General features: G+C 29.9%; 18 protein-coding genes. 16 read left to right on the forward strand and 2 right to left on the reverse strand.

The window, feature by feature from the left end:
- The first annotated feature begins 504 nt into the window (after window positions 1-504).
- The gene (locus D3Z33_RS00095; RefSeq protein WP_160195770.1) at window positions 505-1,890 is read left to right on the forward strand and encodes a radical SAM/SPASM domain-containing protein; all 1,386 of its coding nucleotides are present in this window, start codon (window positions 505-507) and stop codon (window positions 1,888-1,890) included.
- Window positions 1,891-2,208: 318 nt separating this feature from the next.
- Here the strand turns inward: D3Z33_RS00095 and D3Z33_RS00100 are convergent, their stop codons facing one another.
- Both D3Z33_RS00100 and D3Z33_RS00105 read right to left on the reverse strand, forming a co-directional pair.
- The gene (locus D3Z33_RS00100; RefSeq protein ID WP_160195771.1) at window positions 2,209-3,423 is read right to left on the reverse strand and encodes an FAD-dependent oxidoreductase; all 1,215 of its coding nucleotides are present in this window, start codon (window positions 3,421-3,423) and stop codon (window positions 2,209-2,211) included.
- A gap of 11 nt (window positions 3,424-3,434) precedes the next feature.
- Window positions 3,435-4,421 (reverse strand): helix-turn-helix domain-containing protein, encoded by a 987-nt coding sequence (locus D3Z33_RS00105; RefSeq protein WP_160195772.1) that lies wholly within the window; start codon window positions 4,419-4,421, stop codon window positions 3,435-3,437.
- A gap of 362 nt (window positions 4,422-4,783) precedes the next feature.
- Here D3Z33_RS00105 and hypB point away from each other — a divergent pair, with 362 nt between their 5' ends.
- The 15 genes from hypB (at window position 4,784) to D3Z33_RS00180 (ending at window position 22,754) form a co-directional block, all read left to right on the forward strand.
- On the forward strand, window positions 4,784-5,482 hold the full coding sequence (gene hypB / locus D3Z33_RS00110) for a hydrogenase nickel incorporation protein HypB (protein ID WP_160195773.1): 699 nt from the start codon (window positions 4,784-4,786) through the stop codon (window positions 5,480-5,482).
- A 67-nt stretch (window positions 5,483-5,549) separates the two neighbouring features.
- Window positions 5,550-8,225 carry an FAD-dependent oxidoreductase gene (locus D3Z33_RS00115; protein ID WP_347561155.1) on the forward strand — a complete coding sequence of 892 codons (2,676 nt, stop codon included), beginning with the start codon at window positions 5,550-5,552 and terminating at the stop codon, window positions 8,223-8,225.
- Between the two features lie 31 nt (window positions 8,226-8,256).
- Window positions 8,257-8,598: a hydrogenase maturation nickel metallochaperone HypA gene (locus tag D3Z33_RS00120; protein WP_160195775.1), complete on the forward strand. Its 342-nt coding sequence runs from the start codon at window positions 8,257-8,259 to the stop codon at window positions 8,596-8,598.
- Window positions 8,599-8,634: 36 nt separating this feature from the next.
- Window positions 8,635-9,561 (forward strand): DUF5692 family protein, encoded by a 927-nt coding sequence (locus D3Z33_RS00125; RefSeq protein ID WP_243153381.1) that lies wholly within the window; start codon window positions 8,635-8,637, stop codon window positions 9,559-9,561.
- 1,309 nt (window positions 9,562-10,870) lie between these two features.
- Window positions 10,871-11,143 carry a CD3324 family protein gene (locus D3Z33_RS00130; RefSeq protein WP_160195777.1) on the forward strand — a complete coding sequence of 91 codons (273 nt, stop codon included), beginning with the start codon at window positions 10,871-10,873 and terminating at the stop codon, window positions 11,141-11,143.
- A gap of 168 nt (window positions 11,144-11,311) precedes the next feature.
- Window positions 11,312-12,040, forward strand: coding sequence for an MBL fold metallo-hydrolase (locus tag D3Z33_RS00135; RefSeq protein WP_160195778.1), 729 nt, complete (start codon window positions 11,312-11,314; stop codon window positions 12,038-12,040).
- Window positions 12,041-12,081: 41 nt separating this feature from the next.
- Complete coding sequence (locus tag D3Z33_RS00140) at window positions 12,082-12,516, forward strand: N-acetyltransferase (RefSeq protein WP_160195779.1); 435 nt, start codon at window positions 12,082-12,084, stop codon at window positions 12,514-12,516.
- A gap of 116 nt (window positions 12,517-12,632) precedes the next feature.
- Complete coding sequence (locus D3Z33_RS00145; protein WP_160195780.1) at window positions 12,633-16,037, forward strand: TrmO family methyltransferase domain-containing protein; 3,405 nt, start codon at window positions 12,633-12,635, stop codon at window positions 16,035-16,037.
- Window positions 16,038-16,151: 114 nt separating this feature from the next.
- Window positions 16,152-17,027 (forward strand): AraC family transcriptional regulator, encoded by an 876-nt coding sequence (locus tag D3Z33_RS00150; protein WP_160195781.1) that lies wholly within the window; start codon window positions 16,152-16,154, stop codon window positions 17,025-17,027.
- A gap of 49 nt (window positions 17,028-17,076) precedes the next feature.
- On the forward strand, window positions 17,077-17,832 hold the full coding sequence (locus D3Z33_RS00155) for a CPBP family intramembrane glutamic endopeptidase (RefSeq protein ID WP_160195782.1): 756 nt from the start codon (window positions 17,077-17,079) through the stop codon (window positions 17,830-17,832).
- A 322-nt stretch (window positions 17,833-18,154) separates the two neighbouring features.
- A complete protein-coding gene (locus D3Z33_RS00160) occupies window positions 18,155-19,294 on the forward strand; it encodes an aldo/keto reductase (RefSeq protein ID WP_160195783.1) in 1,140 nt (379 codons plus the stop codon).
- A gap of 241 nt (window positions 19,295-19,535) precedes the next feature.
- Window positions 19,536-19,820 carry a FeoA family protein gene (locus D3Z33_RS00165; protein ID WP_347561123.1) on the forward strand — a complete coding sequence of 95 codons (285 nt, stop codon included), beginning with the start codon at window positions 19,536-19,538 and terminating at the stop codon, window positions 19,818-19,820.
- A gap of 53 nt (window positions 19,821-19,873) precedes the next feature.
- Window positions 19,874-21,871: a ferrous iron transport protein B gene (feoB, locus tag D3Z33_RS00170; protein WP_160195784.1), complete on the forward strand. Its 1,998-nt coding sequence runs from the start codon at window positions 19,874-19,876 to the stop codon at window positions 21,869-21,871.
- An 8-nt stretch (window positions 21,872-21,879) separates the two neighbouring features.
- Window positions 21,880-22,029, forward strand: a complete 150-nt coding sequence (locus D3Z33_RS00175) for a FeoB-associated Cys-rich membrane protein (protein ID WP_160195785.1) — start codon at window positions 21,880-21,882, stop codon at window positions 22,027-22,029.
- A 197-nt stretch (window positions 22,030-22,226) separates the two neighbouring features.
- Entirely contained in the window at window positions 22,227-22,754 is a 528-nt protein-coding gene (locus tag D3Z33_RS00180) for an ECF transporter S component (protein WP_160195786.1), read from the forward strand.
- Window positions 22,755-22,856: the final 102 nt, after the last annotated feature.

A 22,856-nucleotide genomic window follows, 5' to 3' on the forward strand; every position in this document is an offset into this window, starting at 1 on the left:
GATAAATGCTTTAATATAATACATATATACATCATGGGATAATGCAAAAAGAGGTAGAACGTCATACTATACTAGGGGGTGAAAGTATAATGAAAATGAAGCCAATTATTGAATCAAGTTGGAATTTACAAAATGTAGCTAATCAGGAGAGTTCAGAAATGGGACCAATGATAGGAATTGGTAGTCAGTTTTGTTGTGCTTGCTAAGTTTAGTAAAGTAATTTAGCTTACTTTCTTGCTGAATATTTAATTCAAGAAAAGCTAAGTTACAAAACCCTTCTATCACAATAATTCAAATTGTTCAGTGATAGAAGGGTTTTTATCATAAATAACATTCATTGAAACATTTTGCTTATTGTATTTCTTGGCAATGTGAGTTGTTGCGAAATTATGTATGCGCTATAAACTTAATGGAGATGATGGGTATTTGTCTTATATATATAGGACATTCCCGATAAACATGGGACTTGATTAATATAACAATCAGTTTTAGGGAGGGAAAGTAATGAAATTAATTAAACACATGATATTTGTAGACATACACGATAACAAAAAACTGCTGATAAACTCTTTAACAGGCACTATGGATGAAATTGATGAGCCTATTTACAAAACCCTGTCCAGATGGCAGGATTGTGAAGAGATTGTAACAGAAAATGATTTGGAGGATGAGTTATTGAGTAATCTTCAATCTAGGGGATATCTGGTAAATAACTACGAAGAGGAAGTAGCTAAAAAGAATGAAATTTTAAAGGTATTGCGTAACCAGCACGTTCAAAGGCAAAAAGACCAAAGAACTGCCGTCTTTGTTATGACTTATGACTGCAACTTCAGATGTCCTTATTGCTTTGAGGGGGATGCCTATCTTAAAAAACAGGTTATAACTCCGACACAAATTGATGCTGCCTTAAAGCTCGCAGGTGAGGGCGTGCAGACAATATGTCTTTTTGGAGGAGAGCCGTTGCTTCCAAAAACTAGACCCGCTTTGGAACATCTTTTTAATAAAGCTCCCGATAAAATATATCAAATTTTTACCAATGGGTATTATCTGACAGAATTCCTTGATTTGCTTTTGTCTATAAATATTTCTCAAGTTTTAATAACTTTAGATGGAAGTGAAGAGTCTCACAATAGTAGGAGGATATTAGCTAATGGAAAGCCTACATTCAAAAAAATTATGGATGGTGTGGAGAAATGTCTAGAAAGCGGGATGAATATTCGAATTAGAATGAACCTTGAGAAAAGCAATTACAAGGAAGGAATTAATTTAAGAGAAAATCTGCTTGAAAAATTTTCGGAATATAAGGACAACTTATCATTTGAATTAACCACACTAGTTGGAGACTCTTATAATGAACGAATTGATATAATGACTGAAATATATCTTTCAGATATAAATTACTCATTCGAGGATAGGGAAAGAAGAAACAATTTTATAACTAAAAAGAATTCAATACTAGATCACTTAGTGTATGGTAGAGGCATAAATCCTTTGTACTCTTATTGCTACGCCCACGTAGATGGGATGGCATTTGACCCCTATGGAGATATTTATCCATGTTTGGGTTGTGTTGGCAATGAACGCTTTTCTATAGGAAAGTATTATCCTTTAATTGAGTTCAAAGAAAATTCAATACGTAACCGTAACATAGAAAAAATTCCTGAATGCAGGGATTGTACATATTCTCTTCTTTGTGGAGGAGGATGTCCTTTGAAGTTAGATGGAAACGGTGATTTTTTCAAGCCTGTGTGCTATTCCGTCAAAACTCTTTTGCATAAGGAACTTCCTTTATTTTATAGAGAAAGGGAAGAAGCTATGAAAAAAAATGAGGAAATAGTAAATAGTGATGATGGATATAACGAGAACTCGTATCGGAGAGAAGCTTACTAAAGAGATTGAAAGGCTTACAGGGATGAAGAATAGGTCAGACGGATAACGCATCAAGCATAATTAATCTCAAGAGTAAGTCTTTCATTAAAAAAGACATCTTTATGATATGCTTTAAAGTGATTGTTGTTTATATACTGAAAAGATAATACTTTATTAAAATACTATTGGGAGGCTTGGGTAATTCCTGAATTCAAATGTCCCAAAATAAAGTTTTGTAATGAAAGGACTTATCAGACATAGGGGGATATTAATATAAGGTTAAAGGAATAAACTTAATATGAATATTTCCCTATGAAGTATATATAGTAAATAACATATTTAAAAGTTATTAGACTTTAATATATTATTTACAGAATTCTTTACAGATACATATAAATTTGTTAATTCAGGCTTAGATATTAAAGAACCAATTAGACGGATATGGCTCGTATTTTGTGTTTCGTTAATATCTCGATAGAAGTTCTGTGTCAAATTATGATTATCTAGGTGTGGGAATATATACCATTGTTTAGCTGTTATTAGGTGTTTTATATGAATTCCTGATTTTTTAATATCATTGGTGATACTATCAATTAGTTCTTTTTTCACTATTCCATAGGCATAGGCTACAAGTATTGTTCTTTTGTTTTGTCTTGTAGTATGGAAAAACTGTACTTTACCTTTTTTGCCTAGATTAGCCTTGTAATAAGTTGTTACTAAATTTTTATTGTCTACTTCATAGGCACATGTGATAAATGGGTTTGTATCAATTTTTTTCATTAATTGATTGTATAAATCGTCCTTAATAACATCTCTTGGTAGCTTTGTAGTAATAAGTACCTTATCATAATAATCAGAACTAAAAGGAGTTTCGAGGTTTACTTTATTACCTTTCACTTCGATGTTTTCAACTTTAATAGAATATCGGATGTCTGATATGTTCTGACTGAGTTTTTTAATAAGTTCTGAAGATCCCTTGTTGATGAATAAAAGCTTATCACCACGAATAAAAGAATATATAGTATCTAAATTAAATATCTTAAATGCATAATAAGCTTGGACATCACATATATTTCCAAATCCAAAAGATGAGAGATGTGGAGCAATCACTTGGCATATAGTATTTAAATTATGCTGTCGTAGAAAGGTACATAAAGGAATCATTAAGTCTTTATGAATATATCCATAATTTACGGTATTAAGTGATTTAGAATACTTATTAAGAATAACTTTCAGTCTAGGTAATTCATCCATTAGTAAAGTCACATCTTCTCTAGATATGTGTTCTACATTATTATAATTTTCATCAATAAAGTTTCTATATGTAAAACGTTCAGTATAGTCCACTTTTAATTCAATTAAAAGCTCTTTAATTTGCTCACTGAAAGAGAACACAGTTCCAAGTTCAGCATATATACCTTTACTTGATAATGTTCTACAATGACCACCTATAGATTCTTGTTTTTCATATATTGTAACCTTTATACCTTGCTTTTCCAATAAATATGCTGAAAGCATTCCGCTAAAACCTGCTCCTATAACTGCAACTTTCATAAATATCCCCCTTAGTATTGCCTATCTATATACGCCCATAAAGGCAAGACAAGATTTGTATCCGTTAATTTATTATGGTATTCAATAGGAGAATACATATTATTATCAAACTTAACCTTATGGTTCATATTATAATTTCTAATGAATTTTTGAAATTGAATTTTCAGTTGTTCAAATGACATATCATTATAAATAAGTGGCATTAGAAAGGATATGCAACAATTAGTATATTGTTTTCTTAAATCATTGATCCTTTCTAAATCATCATTCCTCTGAAGAATATGTATATTTACATCAAATCCATTGTCTTGAATGACTTTATTAATCTTTGATTCAAAAATGTTCTTATTTTGTTTAATTAATTTTGAATCTTGAAAAAAGCATAAATAATTAGTGTTAAAATTCAGGGTTTGTGCTACAGGTATAGCAACGGCAGATAATAAATCTTCAAAATGACTTAAAGATATATTTTTATATAGTCTTGTACAGGATATTCTACTTTTAAAATCAAATAACGTATATTCATAAAGGTTACCTATATTTTTAAAATATCCATAATTTGTTATCCAAAACAGCCAGCATTTTCCGCTTTCTATATCTCTTAAAGAAGGAAGGATACTAACAATTTTATTTTCCTTCTTTTTGGCAAATTTTATTCTACTTTCCTTATTGGTCAGCTGGTGCCTTTTCATGACATTAAAAACTGCTGATTCGCTTATATCATGCCCCAATTCTTCTAATAAATATTTAATCGCTTTAGGACCATATTTAGGATAGGTTTTAAAAAGTCTAATTAATACATTTTCTATTTCAGTACTTGTTTTATTGATAGGAACAAAATTTTTCTTAATATGATCTAAACCTTCGATACCTTTGGTTTCATATCTTTTTAGCCAACGATAATAAATGGTCCTTGAAATATTATATTTTCTACAAGTTACACTGATACCATTTTTTTGTCCTTCCATTATGATATTAAATTTAAGGTTTTTGTTCATAATAGTCCCCCTTATTTAAGAATTAATTACTTTTACATAAAAATGAACTATTATATGTTACCGTTTTCAATATGTTTATATTTTAACATTATTAGTATATTATTTCAATATTTAAGCTGATAATTATTCAGAAAAATAAGAAAATTATATTTTGATTATAAAAAAGTTACTTTAGGTTACTGTTAACAATTTTCTCGTACTAATATGTCTAGGACAATCTGATTATTTAGGGGATGTTGTAATCCTTAGATTGTAAACATATTGATAAAGTAAATGTTAAAAAAATTCTTAAAAAAACCACTATTGTTTATCATTTATTGTCTTGTTATAATTAGGATAAAATAAACCTTTGGGGGTCTAAAATGAATGAATTAAAAGTCTTTACTATCAAGAAAAACATCTATGAAGATAATGCTAAAGTTGCTGAAACCACAAGAAATGAATTAAAGAAAAAAGGTACATATCTAATTAATATTATGTCATCACCAGGCAGTGGGAAGACAGCCACTCTTGTAAGTACTATCAAAGCACTAAAAGATGAAATGAAAATAGGTGTAATGGAAGCTGATGTGGATTCTGATGTGGATGCTAAAACTGTTCAAGAGGCAGGAGCAAAGGCTATTCAATTGCATACGGGCGGGATGTGCCATTTAGACGCTACTATGACAAAGCAAGGTATTGATGAATTAGGTGTAGAAGAATTGGATTTGGTTTTCTTGGAGAACATAGGCAATTTAATATGCCCTGCAGGCTATGATACAGGAGCAATGAAAAACGTAGCCATATTAAGTGTTCCTGAAGGGGATGATAAACCTTTAAAATATCCCAAAATCTTTGGAAAAGTAGAGGTACTCATTGTCAATAAGATTGATGCAATTGAACATTTTGACTTTAGTATGAATTTACTTGAACGAAGAGTAAGAAAGTTAAATAAAGATATTGTTATATTTCCCATATCTGCTAAAACTGGGGAGGGTGTAGAAGAATGGGCAAATTGGATTAGAGAACTAAAAGTAGGGGGATATAACATTGAAAAAAAAGCTAACAAAAACAAACTTTAATAAGTCAGAAAGATTTAATTTTGCTTTAACATGGGGAGATGTAGATGGCAGAGATTATAGACCGGAAATAGTTGATCTTGCAAATAAAATTGGTAGAACAAAGGCAGGGACAGGGAGAGAGGCAATTCCATTTGGTCCTGAATACTATGCGCTTGCTCCAATACTTGATGAGTATCAAGTGAAAATAGCCATGCAACTACAATTTCGTAAAAAACTTAGTGCAAAGGATATTGCAAAAGGATCGGGAGAGTCCTATGAAAAGGTAAAAAAAACATTAGACTATATCGCTTGGGCTGGAGTTGCTTTTGTTAATACAATTGATGGCGTGGATATGTATTGGCAAGATATATTTGTTCCGGGACACTTGGAAATGATTAATAACAACAAAGAATTGGTTGCAAAACATCCTGAAATTGCAGAGGCCTTTTATTATTTTGGTAGCAAAAAAGGACCTATGGCAGCAGGTATTATGCCTGTTGGTGGTGGACCAATGCGTGTATTACCTATTGAGAGATCTATCGACGGAAATTCAAGAAGAGCATCCTATGAAGAACTATCAAAATACTTAAATGAAGCAGAAGTGTTTTCAGTGTCAGATTGTTCTTGTAGAACATCCCGTGAGGCAATGGAAGAAGGTTGTGGACATCTAAAAGAAGATATGTGCATTCAATTAGACCACGCGGCGGAGTACTACATAAAAACAGGACGTGGACGAGAAATAACAAGAAAAGAAGCTTTTGAAATTATCAAAAGAGCAGAAGACAACGGATTAATGCACTCTATTCCAAACTTAGACGGACTGGGACACACTCATGCTATTTGTAATTGCTGTGGATGTGGTTGTTATGCTATGAGACTTGCCAATGAATATGTGAATAATGATATTGTACGATCTAATTACAAATCCATCGTAGATGAATCCAAATGTGTTGCCTGTGGTGAATGTGTAGATGTTTGTCCCACAAATGCCTTAAGATTAGGACAAAAATTGTGCTCCAAGGAACCAATCGATGAAAGAATGGTTAAAGAGGTACCAAGAAATACAGAGTGGACAGAAGATAAATGGAATAGTGATTATAGGACCAATAGAAAAAATACTTTAGATTCCGGGACATCACCTTGTATTACAAATTGTCCAGCACACATACCTGTCCAAGGTTATGTTAAATTAGCTTCACAAGGTAGATATACTGAGGCTTTGGAATTGATTAAGAAGCATAATCCCCTTCCTGCAGTTTGCGGACGAGTTTGTCCAAGGTTATGTGAGGAGGACTGTACACGTGGTGATATTGATGAAGCTGTAGCCGTTGATGATATTAAGAAGTTTATTGCAGAGCAGGATTTAAATAAAGGTATTCGCTACATACCAAGAAAAAGACATGATTATAGTGATAAGAAGATTGCAATTATTGGAGGAGGCCCTTCAGGATTAACGTGCGCTTATGATTTATCTATCGACGGTTACGATGTAACAGTATTTGAAAAAGAAAATAAACTAGGTGGAATGTTAGCCTTTGGCATACCATCATACAGGTTGGAAAAAGATGTAATAGAAGCAGAGATTGATGTACTAGGAGATATGGGGGTTAAGTTTAAAACTGGTGTTGAAGTTGGAAAAGATGTTTCAATTCAAGAACTTAGAGGTAAAGGTTTCAATGCGTTTTATATTGCCATTGGAGCTCAATCAGGGAAAAAAATAGGTTTAGAAGGAGAAGATGCTAGAGAAGTATTAAGTGGAGTAGATTTTTTAAGAATGACCAATCTAGGAGATAAAACTAATGTAGGAGGTAAAGTCGTTGTTATTGGTGGAGGCAATGTTGCTATTGATGTTGCGAGATCTGCAATAAGACTAGATGGGGTTAAGCAAACAGATATCTTTTCCATAGAAGCAAGAGAAAATATGCCAGCCCACAATGAAGAAGTAGAAGAAGCCTTAGAAGAAGAGATTAAGATTAACAATTCTTGGGGACCAACAAGGATTATCACAGAAAATGGTAAAGTCACTGGTATTGAATTCAAACGTTGTCTTTCAGTATTTGATGAAAATGGCAAGTTCAATCCACAGTTTGATGAAGCAGATAGAAAAATTACTGAATGTGACTATGTCTTATTATCAGTAGGTCAAACCTTCAATTATGGAAATCTATTAGAAGGAGAAGGGGTAAGATTAACCAATAGAAATACTATTGAAGTTGATCAGGTAACACTTCAAACTTCAAAAGTAGATATTTTTGCAGGTGGAGATGTTGCTAGTGGCCCAAGATTTGCAATTGACTCAATAGCGGCAGGTAAGGAGGCTGCAGTTTCTATTCATAGATTTGTACAGAGAGGTCAATCATTAGTATTTGGTAGAGATACACATTCCTATAAGGTTTTTGACAAAGAAAATCTGGATGATGTTATTGGATATGATGGCACTGAGAGACAAAGAACTCAACATGTTGATGGTAAAGTTTCAAAAACCACTTTTAAAGATTTAAGAGGTATCTTGACTGAAGAACAGATTAAAAAGGAAACTGCAAGATGTCTAGGATGCGGTGCCACAAAAGTAGATGAATATTTATGTGTTGGATGTGGAGCATGTACACTAAAGTGTAAATTTGATGCAATCAAACTTGAGAAAGTTCATGATGTGAAAGGTTATGAAATTGAAGACTTACCAAAAGCAGTTTTAAAAAAAGTAGTTGCTAGAAAGGTCAAAATTACTGCAAATAAAATTAATCCTTTTGCAAAGAAGAGATAGAATTGATATATGAAAATTGAGGTGAAGTTTCATGCATGAACTAGGTATAGTTTACGAAGTCATTAATATTGTAGATGGATTTGCAAAGGAGAATAATCTAACAACAGTAGATAAAATTGTATTGGAGGTTGGACAATTATCCCAGGCAATTCCAAGATTTATTGAAGAGTGTTATCCTGCGGCTGTAAATGAAACAGCATATGAAGACACAAAGTTGGAGATCATTGTACTTCCTGCCAATGGAAAATGTAAAGTTTGCAATGAGGTTTATAATATTATTGACTATAGAAAAGTTTGTCCTAAGTGTCATGGGGAAGAATATTATTTAATTTCAGGACAAGAATTTAATATTAAAGAAGTTGTAGCATGTTAAAAAAACATAGAGATATTATAAGGGGGAGAAATTATAATGGGTTTATTGTTTGAAGGTTTAACAGTTGGCAGTCTAATCACACTAATTTTATTTGTAGCAGCATTGTTAGGCATAAATGAGATTACAAGAAAATCAAAAGATTTATCCATAGTCTTTTACTGTGCCTTACCTGTGGTACTAGCGATATTAGTATTTATGGGTGTATTAGGCTCACCTACAGGGAAAACGTGGTTCGGTTGGGTTAAAGTAGTTTCTGCGTTGATAGGTGTTTACGGATTTTTATTAATCCGATTCACTAAATTAGGTGAAAAGAAATTTGCAGCTATATTTCCTGTAACCATTTTATCTTTAAATATTGCAGAGGCAGTTTATAGAGAATTTGAAGTATTTGCTACTTTTAAGGAATTGCAAATAGATCCAGGAGGTATAGTTGTTCTAGGTGGAATCTGGAATATATTTAATGGGATAGCAGGAATTCTATGCATTGTGACATTAACTGGATTTGCTGGTATAAAAGTATCCAAAGATAGGTCAAGAGACATGATTTGGCCAGATATGACATGGATGTACATCATCGGCTATACATTATGGAATTTTGCATATGTTTACAATTGTATTTCAACAAGATCAATGTATGCTGGATTCGGTATCCTATTAGCTGCACTCATTGCAGAATTTTTATTCAAAAGAGGCGCATGGCTTCAGCATAGGGCACAAATATTATCCTTGTATGCTATGTTTTCTCTATCTGTAGATTTTCAGAAAAGTCAGTACTTTCAAGTGTTTCCTACCTATAGCGCAAGTGTACTGATGACAATTAGTATTATATCTTTGATATTTAATGTTGGAGTATTTGCTTATATGGTTTACACCATTATTAAGAAAAAGAAAAACCCATTAAAAGAAGATATTTATACAGATACAGATTATTATAAGAAAAATATTTTGGCTAATAATCTTTAAGTAGTAATCCTTTATAATTTATTATCTAATGAAATAAACTTAAAACATCTGTTTAGATAATGACCTTGCTAACTAAATAGGAACCTATTAATACCAAGGCTTAGAGCCATTATGCTCTAGGTTTTGGTATTTTAAGTTTAATTTTAATTCATTCTTTTCTTCATTTCTAGTATCTTTAACCTATTTATTCACAGTTGATCTAGAAAGTCTATATTTTTTATGCATGATTGACCTTCAGTTTTCTTTTATTTATTATATAATGTTCCAGTTTTTATTGTATAATTAAGCATAATCTATCCAGAGTATTATGAATTTTAGTATGGTTTTTCTGTCAAAATATACGTTGAAAGTGTTGTATTACTAAAAAATCTGTTTAATATTTCTGGTGTAAGTTATTTTAAATCAAATATACTGATTTTTAGATCTTTTTGATTTTAAAGCTTCGATTTCTTTAGAATATGATTTTAATTTTTTTCAATCTTTTCTTCTGTTTATTCAGTAGATTATCTAAGTTATTAAGAAATTTCTTGTTTTTTAAGTTTGATATGTTTGTTATATATTTCAAACATATAACTCTTTCCATTCTTTTTAAAGTGCATACTATGACCACAAGCACAGAAAAGTAAATGTATCTGTGCTTGTGGTCTAATTTTCTTACGAGATTTAATTAGCTGTTGAACATCTTCAAAATATTCATTTGAAATAATCTTTTTGTGTATTTTTTTAACCCAATATAATCATTAGTTTTTTTATTTCTCAATTTAATTATAATTGCTAAATTGAATAGAAATCTATATGTTAGATTATATCTTAATGGATTAATGTACTTAAAACAAAATGAAAATGAAAAAGCATATAAACCTGCTACAGGTACTGTTTTAAAAAATCAGATTTTATTTGTGAAATACAGAAGGATTTAATATCTGATGAATTGATTTTAAAAAAGGGACTGAACTATAAAAAGTAATGAGATTTAAATTAGTATCTTTAATTAATCTAAATATAGATAAATTTTTTTAGTTAATAGTTGAATTAATTTTATACAGTAAGTACAATGTAATAAAGTATTTAATATTAATATTTTAATATAACTTGTAATTATGAATTATTAATAGATAAATGGAGGGAAAAACAAATGAATTATATGATAAAATATACTGCCTACTTTGGCTCTGTGCAAAGATTACACAGAATAAATAGAACAATGATTTGTTCAGGGCCTAATTTAGTAGATTAATTTAGGTAATGTTATTTTGTGTGCTCTTTGCTTTATTATCTAGGAATATCAAAGTAGATGGGAGCAAAAGATATGAAATATGAAAATGCACAAAATATACTGCCAGAATATATTGTCCAACTCATTCAAGAATATATAGAGGGTGGATATTTATATATACCAATAAAATATGACAATAAAAAAGTTTGGGGAGAAAATACTTTAACAAAAGACATTTTAAAAAGAAGAAACAAAGAAATTTTTAATAAATATAATGAAGGAATATCTATTAAAAAACTTGCACAGAAGTATTACCTCTCTGAACATAGTATAAGAAGAATAATTAGACAACAAAAGAATATATAATTTAAAAAATCGGTATTTATTATCAATTTAGATAATTTAATACCGATTTTTTAGTTGAAATATTACAGGTAAATATGAACAACTTTGATACAGAATCGTTTAAGAACTTGAGTAATTATAGAAAGTAAGGTTAATATATTTATAAATAGATTATAGAGGAGTAAACTAATGAATAAACTAGCGATTTTAGAAATAAAGTTTGATTTTAATGGTAATAAAAATGTCATTTATCCAGTTATATTAAGTGATAAAAGTGAAGTTGTTTTAATTGATTGTGGATATCCTAATTTTTTGAATTTAATAAAGGATGCTGCCAAAAAAGATGGAGTGGATATTAGTAAATTAACAAAAATAATTATAACACATCATGATTTTGATCATATGGGAGCTTTGGGAGAGTTTAAAAGAGAGTACCCACATATAAAGGTTCTCTCATCGATTGATGATGAAAAATATATTAGTGGTAAGGAAAAATCTTTAAGATTACAGCAAGCAGAGGCCATATGTGATAAAATTCCTGAGGAGGAAAAGGAAAGTGCAAAAGAGTTTCAGCGTTTTATTCAAAAAGTAGAAAATGTTCAGGTAGACATGTGCTTAAAAGATAGGGATTCTTTTTCTTGGTTTGGAGGTATAGAAATAGTTGCTACCCCAGGGCATATGCCAGGCCATATTTCAGTTTATTTGAAAAGTAGTAAAACATTAATTTCAGGAGATGCATTAATAGTAGAAAATGATAAATTGATGATACCATATCCACAGTATACTTTAGATATAGATAATGCAAAAAAATCTATAAAGAAGTTATTAAATTATGAAATAGATAGAATTATATGCTATCATGGTGGAACATATATAAAAGATATTAAAGAATCACTACAAAGTATTATTTTAGATTAACAGATTTGCATAATTAATATGTAAAATAAGGAGAGAAAAAAATGATTAAACAATTAGAAAAGTTTGAAATTGAAGAAATTATGGATATCTGGTTAAAGACTAACATTACTGCTCATAGTTTTATACCAGAAAAGTATTGGATTAAAAATTATAACCTTGTTAAATATCAATATATGCCTGGTTCCACAACTTTTATTTATAAAGAAAATAGTATAATTAAAGGATTTATAAGTATTATAGACAATTCATTTATTGGTGCCTTATTTGTTTTAGAAGATTATCAAGGACAAGGCATAGGCAAAAAACTACTAAACTATTGTAAATCTTTATATTCACCTTTAGAATTAGCAGTTTATACTGAAAATATATCTTCAGTTAATTTTTATATACATTGTGGGTTTATAGTGAAAAAAAAGCAACAAAATGAAGATTCAGGATTTATGGAATGTATAATGACATGGACAAAAAATGAATAGTTTTCAGTTATATTATTAATAGATTTAAAAATAGTAGTATAGCATTAATGGAAAAGTATTTTTTACTAACAATTGATATAATGGTTTTAGATGGTTAAGAGAATAGGAGGATCATTATGAAATGGCTAGAAATTGGAACATTATGTATAGAAGATAAGAATGAAATAATTCTCGTAAATTTACATGAAGGATATGAAAAAGCATTGAATAAGCTAGATATGTTTTCTCATTGTATGTTGTATTCCCTTATAAAAGACAGAATCGAAGTATATGTAACGAAAATTCTGGAAGTTAATGAAAAGATAGGGCAAGTCATACTCAAAATACCAGAGAATTATATACTGAACACTCAAAAAAATACTACTGAATTAGAAAGATTGGATAAGAAAAAATCTTTAGGACAATTAATTGATATAAAGCCTTATTATCCTGCTGAAGAAGTTATACTTAGCGCAGAAGAACCTGAAAATAGATTTTGCCTAAATTATTTAGATTATATCATTGGTGAATATAGTATGTATGGTAACAGAGAAGTCATTAAACTTGAGAAAAATATACTTAGTCATATTAAATTTAGTGCTGATAATACTCAATCTATCAAGAAAGGTGACTATATTAGAATTTTGTGGTATTTTCATCGTTTTGACAAAGACTCTTTTCGAAGGAACAGAACGTGTAATCCTCCTTATAATAATGCACCTAATATGGGAATATTTGCAACAAGATCTCCAGTCCGACCAAATCCAATAGGATCAACAGTTGTACGTGTAGAGCAGGTAGATTATCATAATGATATTATTTATATTGAAGGCTTTGACGGGTTTCCAGGGTCAAAAATATTTCAAATTATGTTTTATCAACCATCAGTGGATAAAATAGAGGGAGCTACTTTACCTCCTTGGGTATCGCACTGGACGAACTATAAAAGCTTTGATAAGCCAAAAGAGATAGATACATTGGATAAAAACTATCAAAAAGATATAACAATAAGTGATCAGTATTCTGATTTCTGTGATGAAATTGAGACGGATAGTGTTATAAAAGATGAATATAATAACCAAGAGATACATATATATAATGCACATATTCATAATCTGAAAAATGTATCTGTATCCATTCTTAAAAATAGTGTTAATCTAATCTCTGGTGTTAGTGGTAGTGGTAAATCTAGTTTAGCTTTTGACACAATCTATGCTGAGAGTCAAAAACAGTTTATGGATTTAGTGCTTTCAAATCAAATGTTAACTGATACATTTTCCAATGCATATGTTGACAAGATAACTGGATTACAACCAGCTATAGCAATTAAACAAAAAGCTCTAGGGGTTAATCCTAGATCTACAGTGGGATCAGTAACTAAGATAACAGATATATTAAGACTTGTATTTGCAACTATTGGTGAGCGAGTATGTCCAATATGTCATCAGACTGTTGATAATACTAATGTTTGTAATGAATGTGGTGAAATTTTATTTGATTTAATACCTCAAGTATTCAGCTATAATAATCCAGATTATATGTGTCCAGTTTGCAAAGGTTTAGGAGTAGAGATGAGTATAGATGTAGATAAGATTGTTGAATTTCCAGAGAAATCATTGCTAGACAGTGCTTCATCACTATACGGTGATTTAAGAAAACATAAAAAGAAACCAAATGCAAATTGGATGAGAGGAGAAATTTTGGCTTTAGCGGATGATTTAAATGTGGATATTGAGTTACCATTTTTAAATTTGCCAGAGGAATTTAAACATCAATTCTTTTATGGTTCAAATGGGCGTGAGGTGAGCCTACAATATGAGAATTCAAAGGGGAGAAGTGGAGTTATTACAAGGCCTGTTGAAGGAGCCGTCAACCTTATTCAAAGATTGACCTATGATACCAAGTCTATAAGAGGTATTGATAGAACAAAGAGATATATGTCAAAAAAGATCTGTAGCCGTTGTCAAGGTGAACGTCTATTAGAGGACGGTAGGTTGGTTAATATATATGGGCACAGATATCCTGAGATTGTGAAACAAAGCATTGATCATCTACGCATATGGTGCCATAGAGTTTACAGGCAACTTACAAAAGATCAGCAAGATAAAACTAAAATGCTTTTTATAAAGCTAAATCAAAGACTAAAACGAATAGAAGATGTAGGATTAAGTTATATAACAGTTGATAGAAGTATACCTAGCCTGTCTGGTGGAGAAGCTCAACGTCTGAAGTTAGCTACACAATTTGGAACAGGACTATCAAATATTCTTTATATTATGGATGAGCCTTCAAAGGGATTACACCCAAGAGATTATCGTTTTTTGATGAATACCATAGTAGATTTAAAAAAACATGGGAATACAGTTATCATTGTAGAACATAAAAAAAGTTTTATGACCATAGCTGACATGCATATTAAGATGGGACCAAAGGCTGGGCGATATGGTGGAAATTTAATTTCTGTAAAAAACCGACAAGAAATTGAACAACAGCTTAAACTAAATGGTTATAATGATGACTTTGATGACATTCAAATTGTAAATTATAGATATCAAGATAAAAACAAAGAGGTTGCGGAGGAATTTCTTGATACTAGAAAGATCTCCTATATTCAACTTAAAGGGGTTACTACCAATAATCTACAAAATGTTGACGTAGAAATACCAATTGGTATGATGACAGCAGTTATAGGCGTTAGTGGTTCTGGGAAAAGCAGTCTCATATCAAAGACTTTGTATCCTTATCTCATGAAATCATTAGGAAGAAATGTGGAGGAGTTAGGGTCGTTTCAACAAGTAATCGGTGTAGAATCATTTGAAGATATTTGCCATGTCAATCAGAAACCAATAGGTAGTAACTCAAGATCTAATCCTGGCACCTATACTGGTGTGTTTGACTTAATAAGAAAGTGCTATGCAGATACTAAACAAGCAAAAAATACTAATCTTTCAAAAGAATTTTTTAGCTTTAATTCCAAGAGGGGTCAATGTCCAGAATGTAGTGGTCTCGGAGAGGTTTCAGTTAATATGCACTATATGGAAGATGTACATTTTCCTTGTAATAAATGCTATGGTAAAAGATATTCTAAAGAGGTGCTAGAAGTTAAAAGAAAAGATTTATCTATAGGAGATATTCTTGATATTGAGATTCATGATTTAGTAGAGGTTTTTCAGGAAGAAAAGGAGATTGTTAGACAGCTGTCTATGTTAAATAAAGTTGGCTTAGGTTACCTTAAGATTGGCCAAAATGCTTCAACTTTGTCAGGTGGTGAAGCACAGAGAATAAAGTTGGCCAAAGAATTATACAAAAAGGATTGTAAAAATACTCTTTATATTTTGGATGAACCAACAACTGGTCTACATGAAGATGATATTGAAAAGGTGATAGAGGTTTTAATGGAACTGAAAGAAAAAGGTGCTACTATTATTATAATTGAACATAACCTTAAAATGATCAAGTCATGTGACTACATTATAGAAATGGGTCCAAGGGGAGGAAATCAAGGAGGGCATATTATCAAAGCTGGTTATCAAAAGAAATAATGTAGATTTAGTACTTAGACTATAATAATTGTTGTGTATAATTTGAAATAGAAACAATTGATTAAGTAATCTTAAATATGATACGATTTATCAAAAGAATTAAGGTGATGTTATATGCATATAAAAGGTGAAAATCCTTATATTAAACAAATTAATAAAGTACAAGATTATATAGAAAACCATCTAGATAAATCTCTTTCAACTAAACAACTATCTCAAATAGCTAATTTTAGTGAATATCATTTTCAAAGAATATTTAGAGTTGTGACAGGAGAAAGCTTGTATGGATTCATCAAAAGGATACGATTGGAAAGGGCAGCTTATATGCTTTTAGCAGATAAAAAGAGATCAATAATTGATATCTCCATGAGTATCGGCTTTTCTAGTCAAGCCTCTTTTGCTAAGGCTTTTAAATCTAAATATGGGATTAGCGGCAGTAACTATCGAAAAACAAATGGGATTGTAAGTCAATCTGATTTTGTTGGCCAGTCCTTTCATGAGATTGATATGAGTATTGAACCACTATATATTGAAATACGAAATGAAAAGGCAATTAAGTTAATTTATACTAGATATACAGGACCATATAAAGGAGATAGTAAACTTTTTTCTCGTTTGTTTAACAAATTATATCAATGGGCAAATCAAAGAAATCTTATTTCAGCAGATTCAAGATGGTTTGTTATATATCATGATTTTGGAAATGAAACAGACCAAAAAGATTTACGGATCAGCGTCTGTATGTCTGTTGACAGAAATGTTGCAATTAGTGGGGATATTGGTGTACTGACTCTTTCAGAAGGATTATATGGGGTTGGAAGTTTTATAGTAGACTCAAATGAATATGGCAAAGCTTGGTATTATATGTACACAGAGTGGCTTCCAAACAGTGGATATAAACCTGATGATAGGTTTTCTTTTGAACATTACCCTCCTATAGAGGAAGAAGGAGATAAGCATTTGGTAGAGATTTATATACCGATTGTTTAAGAGAAATTAAATAGTATAAGTGATATTTTTTAGAAAAATAGAGGTGAGTATGGAGATGTATGATAAAAAATTATCATTAATAGAAGTGCTCTTTGTTATTATATGTTTAATTTTGATTTTTTTATTTCATACAAATTTTATATTAACATGTATACTTTCGTTACTAGCATTAATTATTTTTAAAAATCAATTAATAAATTACAAAAGTGATATCAAAAAAGAAAAAAACTTTTTGTATGCATTTATTTTGATTTATTTAGTATATATTGGTATTCAACTTTTCAATTATGGTATAAATACAGATAATTATACACTTAATCAATTGAGATTACTATTCCAATTACCATTGACAATGACTATTTTACTAGGTTATTTATTCAAAGTAAGACTAAGTGATTTTAATTGGAGTATAACTTTTAAAAGTTTTCTTGTAGTTGTATTTATATTTATTTTGTTAGAATTGGTAACTATTATTAACTCTTTAACAGAGGTTAACACAATTAGTTATTATATAAAAAATTTTATACAAAAATTATATTATCCAAGTATAGTAGAGGAAGTACTTTTCAGAGGATTTTTTTTAAGTGGATTACTTGCATTTGAAGTAAGAGAAGATAAAGCCAACATAATTCAATTTGTTATTTTTGGTTTGACTCATATGTTAGGTTATAATGAAATCTCTGTAATTATTGTTCTATCTACTTGTATTCAAACATACATAGGATTTTTATTTGGCAAAATATATATTCAAACAAAGTCATTAACACCATGCATATTACTACATGCACTTATAGATACAATTTAGATTAGAAAAATTAACTTATTTCTTCCAATATTTTTTCTTTTGACATAGTTATTATAATTGTTTATATACTCACAGTAAAAAGCCAAGAATGGAAATTTTGAATATTTACTACATCTATGTATTCTATTGCTTTTATGAAACTGTCTTGTAAAATATCTTCTGTTTCTTCTTTTGAGCATCCTCATTGTACTAATGTTAATTACTGAAGCTTTAATAATTCACCTATTATGAATAAAGATAATGAGATTTCTTTTTAATATAAATCAATGATATAATATTATTATATGAGAATTCAGTAAATTCAAAAAAAGGGGTGTATTGATTGTTATATAGAAGATTTGGGAAAACTAATGAAATAGTATCTATTCTTGGTTTTGGATGCATGAGATTTCCACTTTTACCTGGTGGAGATTCATCTGATATAGATGAAGAAAAATCTATAAAGATGGTAAGGTATGCAATAGATAATGGATTAAATTATCTTGATACAGCTTATCCCTATCATGGTAATGGTATGAGTGATAAAGGTAAAAGTGAACCTTTTGTTGCAAAAGTAATAAAAGATGGTTATAGAGAAAAAGTAAAGATAGCTACAAAATTACCTACATGGCTTATTGAAAATAGAGAAGATATGGATAAATATTTAAATGAGCAATTAGAAAGACTTGAAATAGATTCTATAGATTTTTATTTGTTACATGCTTTAAATAAAGAAGTTTGGGAAAAATTAAAATCTCTTGGCGTAGATGAATTTTTGGATAGTGCTATAAAGAAAGGTAAGATTAAATATGCTGGATTTTCTTATCATGATAAACAAGAATATTTTAATGAAATTATAGACTATTATGATTTTTCTTTTTGTCAAATACAATTTAATTATTTGGATGAAGATTATCAAGCTGGACTTAAAGGGTTAAAATATGCATATGAAAAAGATCTTGGAATAGTTATTATGGAGCCTTTAAGAGGAGGAAAACTTACAGGTAATCTACCTATAGAAGCAATAGAACTATTTAATAATGAAGATGGTAATAAAACACCTGCTGAATGGGCATTAAGATGGGTTTGGAATCATCCCGAAGTTTCAATAATACTTAGTGGAATGAGTACAATGGAACAAGTAATAGAAAATATAAATATAGCTAAAGATGCAGAATTTAACTCACTATTAAAAACTGAATTAAATACTATTGGAAAAGTAAAAGATATTTATAAAAGTAGAATTAGAGTAAACTGTACAGCTTGTGGTTATTGTATGCCATGTCCACAAGGAGTAGATATTCCTAAGAATTTTAGTGTATATAACAATTATTATGTATTTGAAGAAGAAAGAGGATATGAAGATTTAGAAGAAAAAAGTGCTTCAAATTGTGTGGAATGTAAAATCTGTGAAACACATTGTCCTCAATCTATAGAAATAAGCAAAGAACTTAAAAATGTAAGAGAGTTGTTTGAAAGATAATATAAATAAAACTTCGATTTTTGAAAAATCGAAGTTTTATTTTATTTAAAATAAAGATTGAAAACTTATTGACAAAGATTATCAATTAGCATATAATATCATCAAGAATGATAATTGTTATCAAATAACTTTAAAAGTTCTTTTTTTAACGATCTAATATTAACAATTAAGATTAGATGGACTTAAATATTATACTTCAAGTAAAAATGTATTAAAAATATTGTTTAAAGGGGGTACATATATGGCTGAGAGTTTAGTGAGTGGAATCATGAATAAAATTTATGAGTTTAAAGATGCAAAAGGTGATATCGTGAAAAATTTATCTAGAGCTAAGGTGAATGTAGAATATACAATAAAAGATATTAAAACAGATGATGAAGAAATGAAGAATTTTCTTTTTACCTTAGGATGTTATGAAGGAGAAAAGGTAACTATAATATCTTTATTGGGAGAAAATTATGTCATATCTGTAAAAGATGCAAGATATAGCATTGATTTAGAACTTGCAAAAGCAATTATTGTATAAAGTTAATTAATATTAAATATAATTTTAAATTAAATAAATTGGGGAGGACAACTATGAAAATAGCATTAACAGGTAATCCTAATAGTGGTAAAACAACTATGTTTAACGCTATTACAGGAAGAATTGAACATGTTGGTAACTGGGCTGGAGTTACTATTGATAAAAAAGAGGGAATTATAAAGGACAATTTAAATAAAACTGGTGTAGATATTACGGCAGTAGACCTTCCAGGAGCTTATTCAATGTCTCCTTTTACATCAGAAGAAACTATAACAAGGGATTTTGTGAAAAATGAAAATCCAGATGTAATAATTAATATTGTAGACGCTACAAATTTAAGCAGGAGTTTATTTTTTACAACTCAACTAATGGAATTAGATATCCCAGTTGTAATAGCTCTTAATAAAAGTGATATAAATGAGAAAAAAGATACGAAAATTAGTATAGAAAATTTAAGTAAATATTTAGGATGCCCTGTAGTAAAAACAGTATCAACAAAATCTCAAAATAACAATTTAGATACTTTAATTTCAAAAGCTGTAGAAGTTAAAGGAACAAAACAAAAGGCTCCTTTTAAATATAAATATATTGATTTAAAGGATTCCGATGCTGTAAAAGATTCTGATAAGGCACGTTATAATTTTGTTAAAAAAGTTGTTGAAGAAGTTGAGACAAGAAAAATAGATAGTAATAAACAAACTAAGCAAGATGCAGTAGATAGGGTTTTAGCACATAAATGGATTGGATTACCGATTTTTGCACTTATTATGTGGGCGGTATTTTCAATTTCACAAGAACATTTAGGACCATTTTTAGCAGATACGTTAGTAGCATGGATTGATAACTTATATGCAGTAGTAGAAAGTGCTTTAGGTGACAATGTATCTCCTTTTCTTAGCTCATTACTATTAGATGGTATTATTGGTGGTGTAGGTGCTGTAGTTGGATTTTTACCACTTATTATGGTATTGTTTTTCTTATTGGCATTACTTGAAGATTGTGGCTATATGGCGCGTGTTGCAGTACTTATGGATCGTTTCTTTAAAAAAGTTGGTCTATCAGGTAAGTCTATTATACCTATGGTAATAGGTACAGGTTGTGCTATTCCTGGAATTATGGCAACTAGAACTATAAAAAATAAAAGACAAAGAAGAACTACGGCAATGTTAACACCATTTATGCCATGTGGTGCAAAATTACCAGTTATTGCGTTATTTGCTGGAGTATTTTTTGAAAATGCAGCGTGGGTTGGTACTTCTATGTATTTTGCAGGAATTCTAATTATCATAATTAGCGCATTAGTAGTAGTAAGAATTACTGGAGAAAAAAATTCAAGATCATTCTTTATTATGGAGTTACCACAATATAGATTTCCAAGCATCAAAAGAGCTACAGTTTCAATGTTTGCTCGTGCAAAAGCATTTATTGTAAAAGCAGGTACAATTATATTACTTTGTAATGCTGCAGTACAAATTATGCAGACTTTTAATTGGAAGCTTCAAGTTGTAGCAGAGGGTGCACAAGATACAAGTATATTAGCGAGTATTGCTTCACCATTTGCAGTATTTCTTATACCTTTAGGATTTGGTGTATGGCAATTAGCAGCAGCAGCTATTACTGGTTTTATTGCAAAGGAAAATGTAGTTGGTACTTTAGCAGTAGTTTATTCAATCACAAACTTTATAGATACTGAAGAATTTGCATTAGTATCAGGAGCTGAAGATGTTGCAAGTGTTATGGGATTAACTTCAGTTGCAGCACTATCTTATCTTGTATTTAACTTATTTACACCTCCATGCTTTGCTGCTATTGGTGCGATGAATTCAGAAATGGAAGATAATAGATGGCTTTGGGGTGGTATTGCATTCCAGTTTGGAATGGGTTACTCAGTAGCTTTCTTTACTTATCAAATAGGCACATTAATAACAACAGGTTCTTTTGGTTCTGGTTTTATTGCAGGAGCTATTGCAGTAGGACTTATGATAGGGTATCTTGTATACCTTGTTATAAAAGGAAATAAAAAAGCAGCTCTTAAATTACAGGAGGCTTAGGTGATATTATGGTAAATATAATAGTTGGTTTAATTATTTTTGTAATCATTGGACTATCAATTGGAAAGGTTGTTAAAGAGAAAAAAAGAGGAACAAAATGTATTGGATGCCCTCATGGAGGAGCTAATAGTAATAAAAACAACTGCAATTGTAGTTAAATAAAATAGTATAAATATTATTAAAACCTGAAGTTAAATACTTCAGGTTTTAATAATGAATAAAAATTATAATTTAAAATTGTAGCGGTACAATAGCAATTAAATAAGTAAAATAGAATTTACAGCAATACACTTCCGTGATAAACTAAAATTAAGATTAATAAAATGTTAATTTTTATATTAAGGGGGTATTTATTATGGGCAAAAATGCAATTGACAACAAAATTCAAAATTTAACAATTTTAGGGCTTTTAATAGCATTAGTAGCTGTATCAACAATGATGATTAAAGTTCCTGTGGTTTCAACGGAAGGTTATGTTCATTTAGGAGATAGTATGATATTTCTATCGGCAATTATTTTTGGTAAAAAGAAAGGTGCTATTGCAGGAGGAATTGGTTCAGCTATGGCTGATTTACTTTTAGGTTATACTCATTGGATAATTCCTACTCTTATAATAAAAGGGTTAATGGGATATTTTGTTGGATTAATTTCTAATGGTGAAAGTGATAATTTAATAAATGTTAGAAATAGTATTTCATTAATATTTGGAGCTATATGGATGGTTTTTGGATATTTTATTGCTGGCGGTATTATGAAAGGAAGTTTTTTAGTAGCAGCAACTAGTATTCCTGCAAACTCTATTCAAGCATTTGCAGGAGCATTAATATTTATACCAATAGGAATTGCATTAAAAAAAACCAAATATTTTAATCAATATGCTTAGTTAGAATACATTTTGTTTAAAAAAATACCATTGAAAGTTAATACCATAATAAAAGATAAGCTAAATATATTTAGCTTATCTTTTATTATGGTATTTTTACTA

Source organism: Senegalia massiliensis (genome assembly GCF_009911265.1).
Lineage (GTDB): Bacteria > Bacillota > Clostridia > Tissierellales > SIT17 > Anaeromonas > Anaeromonas massiliensis_A.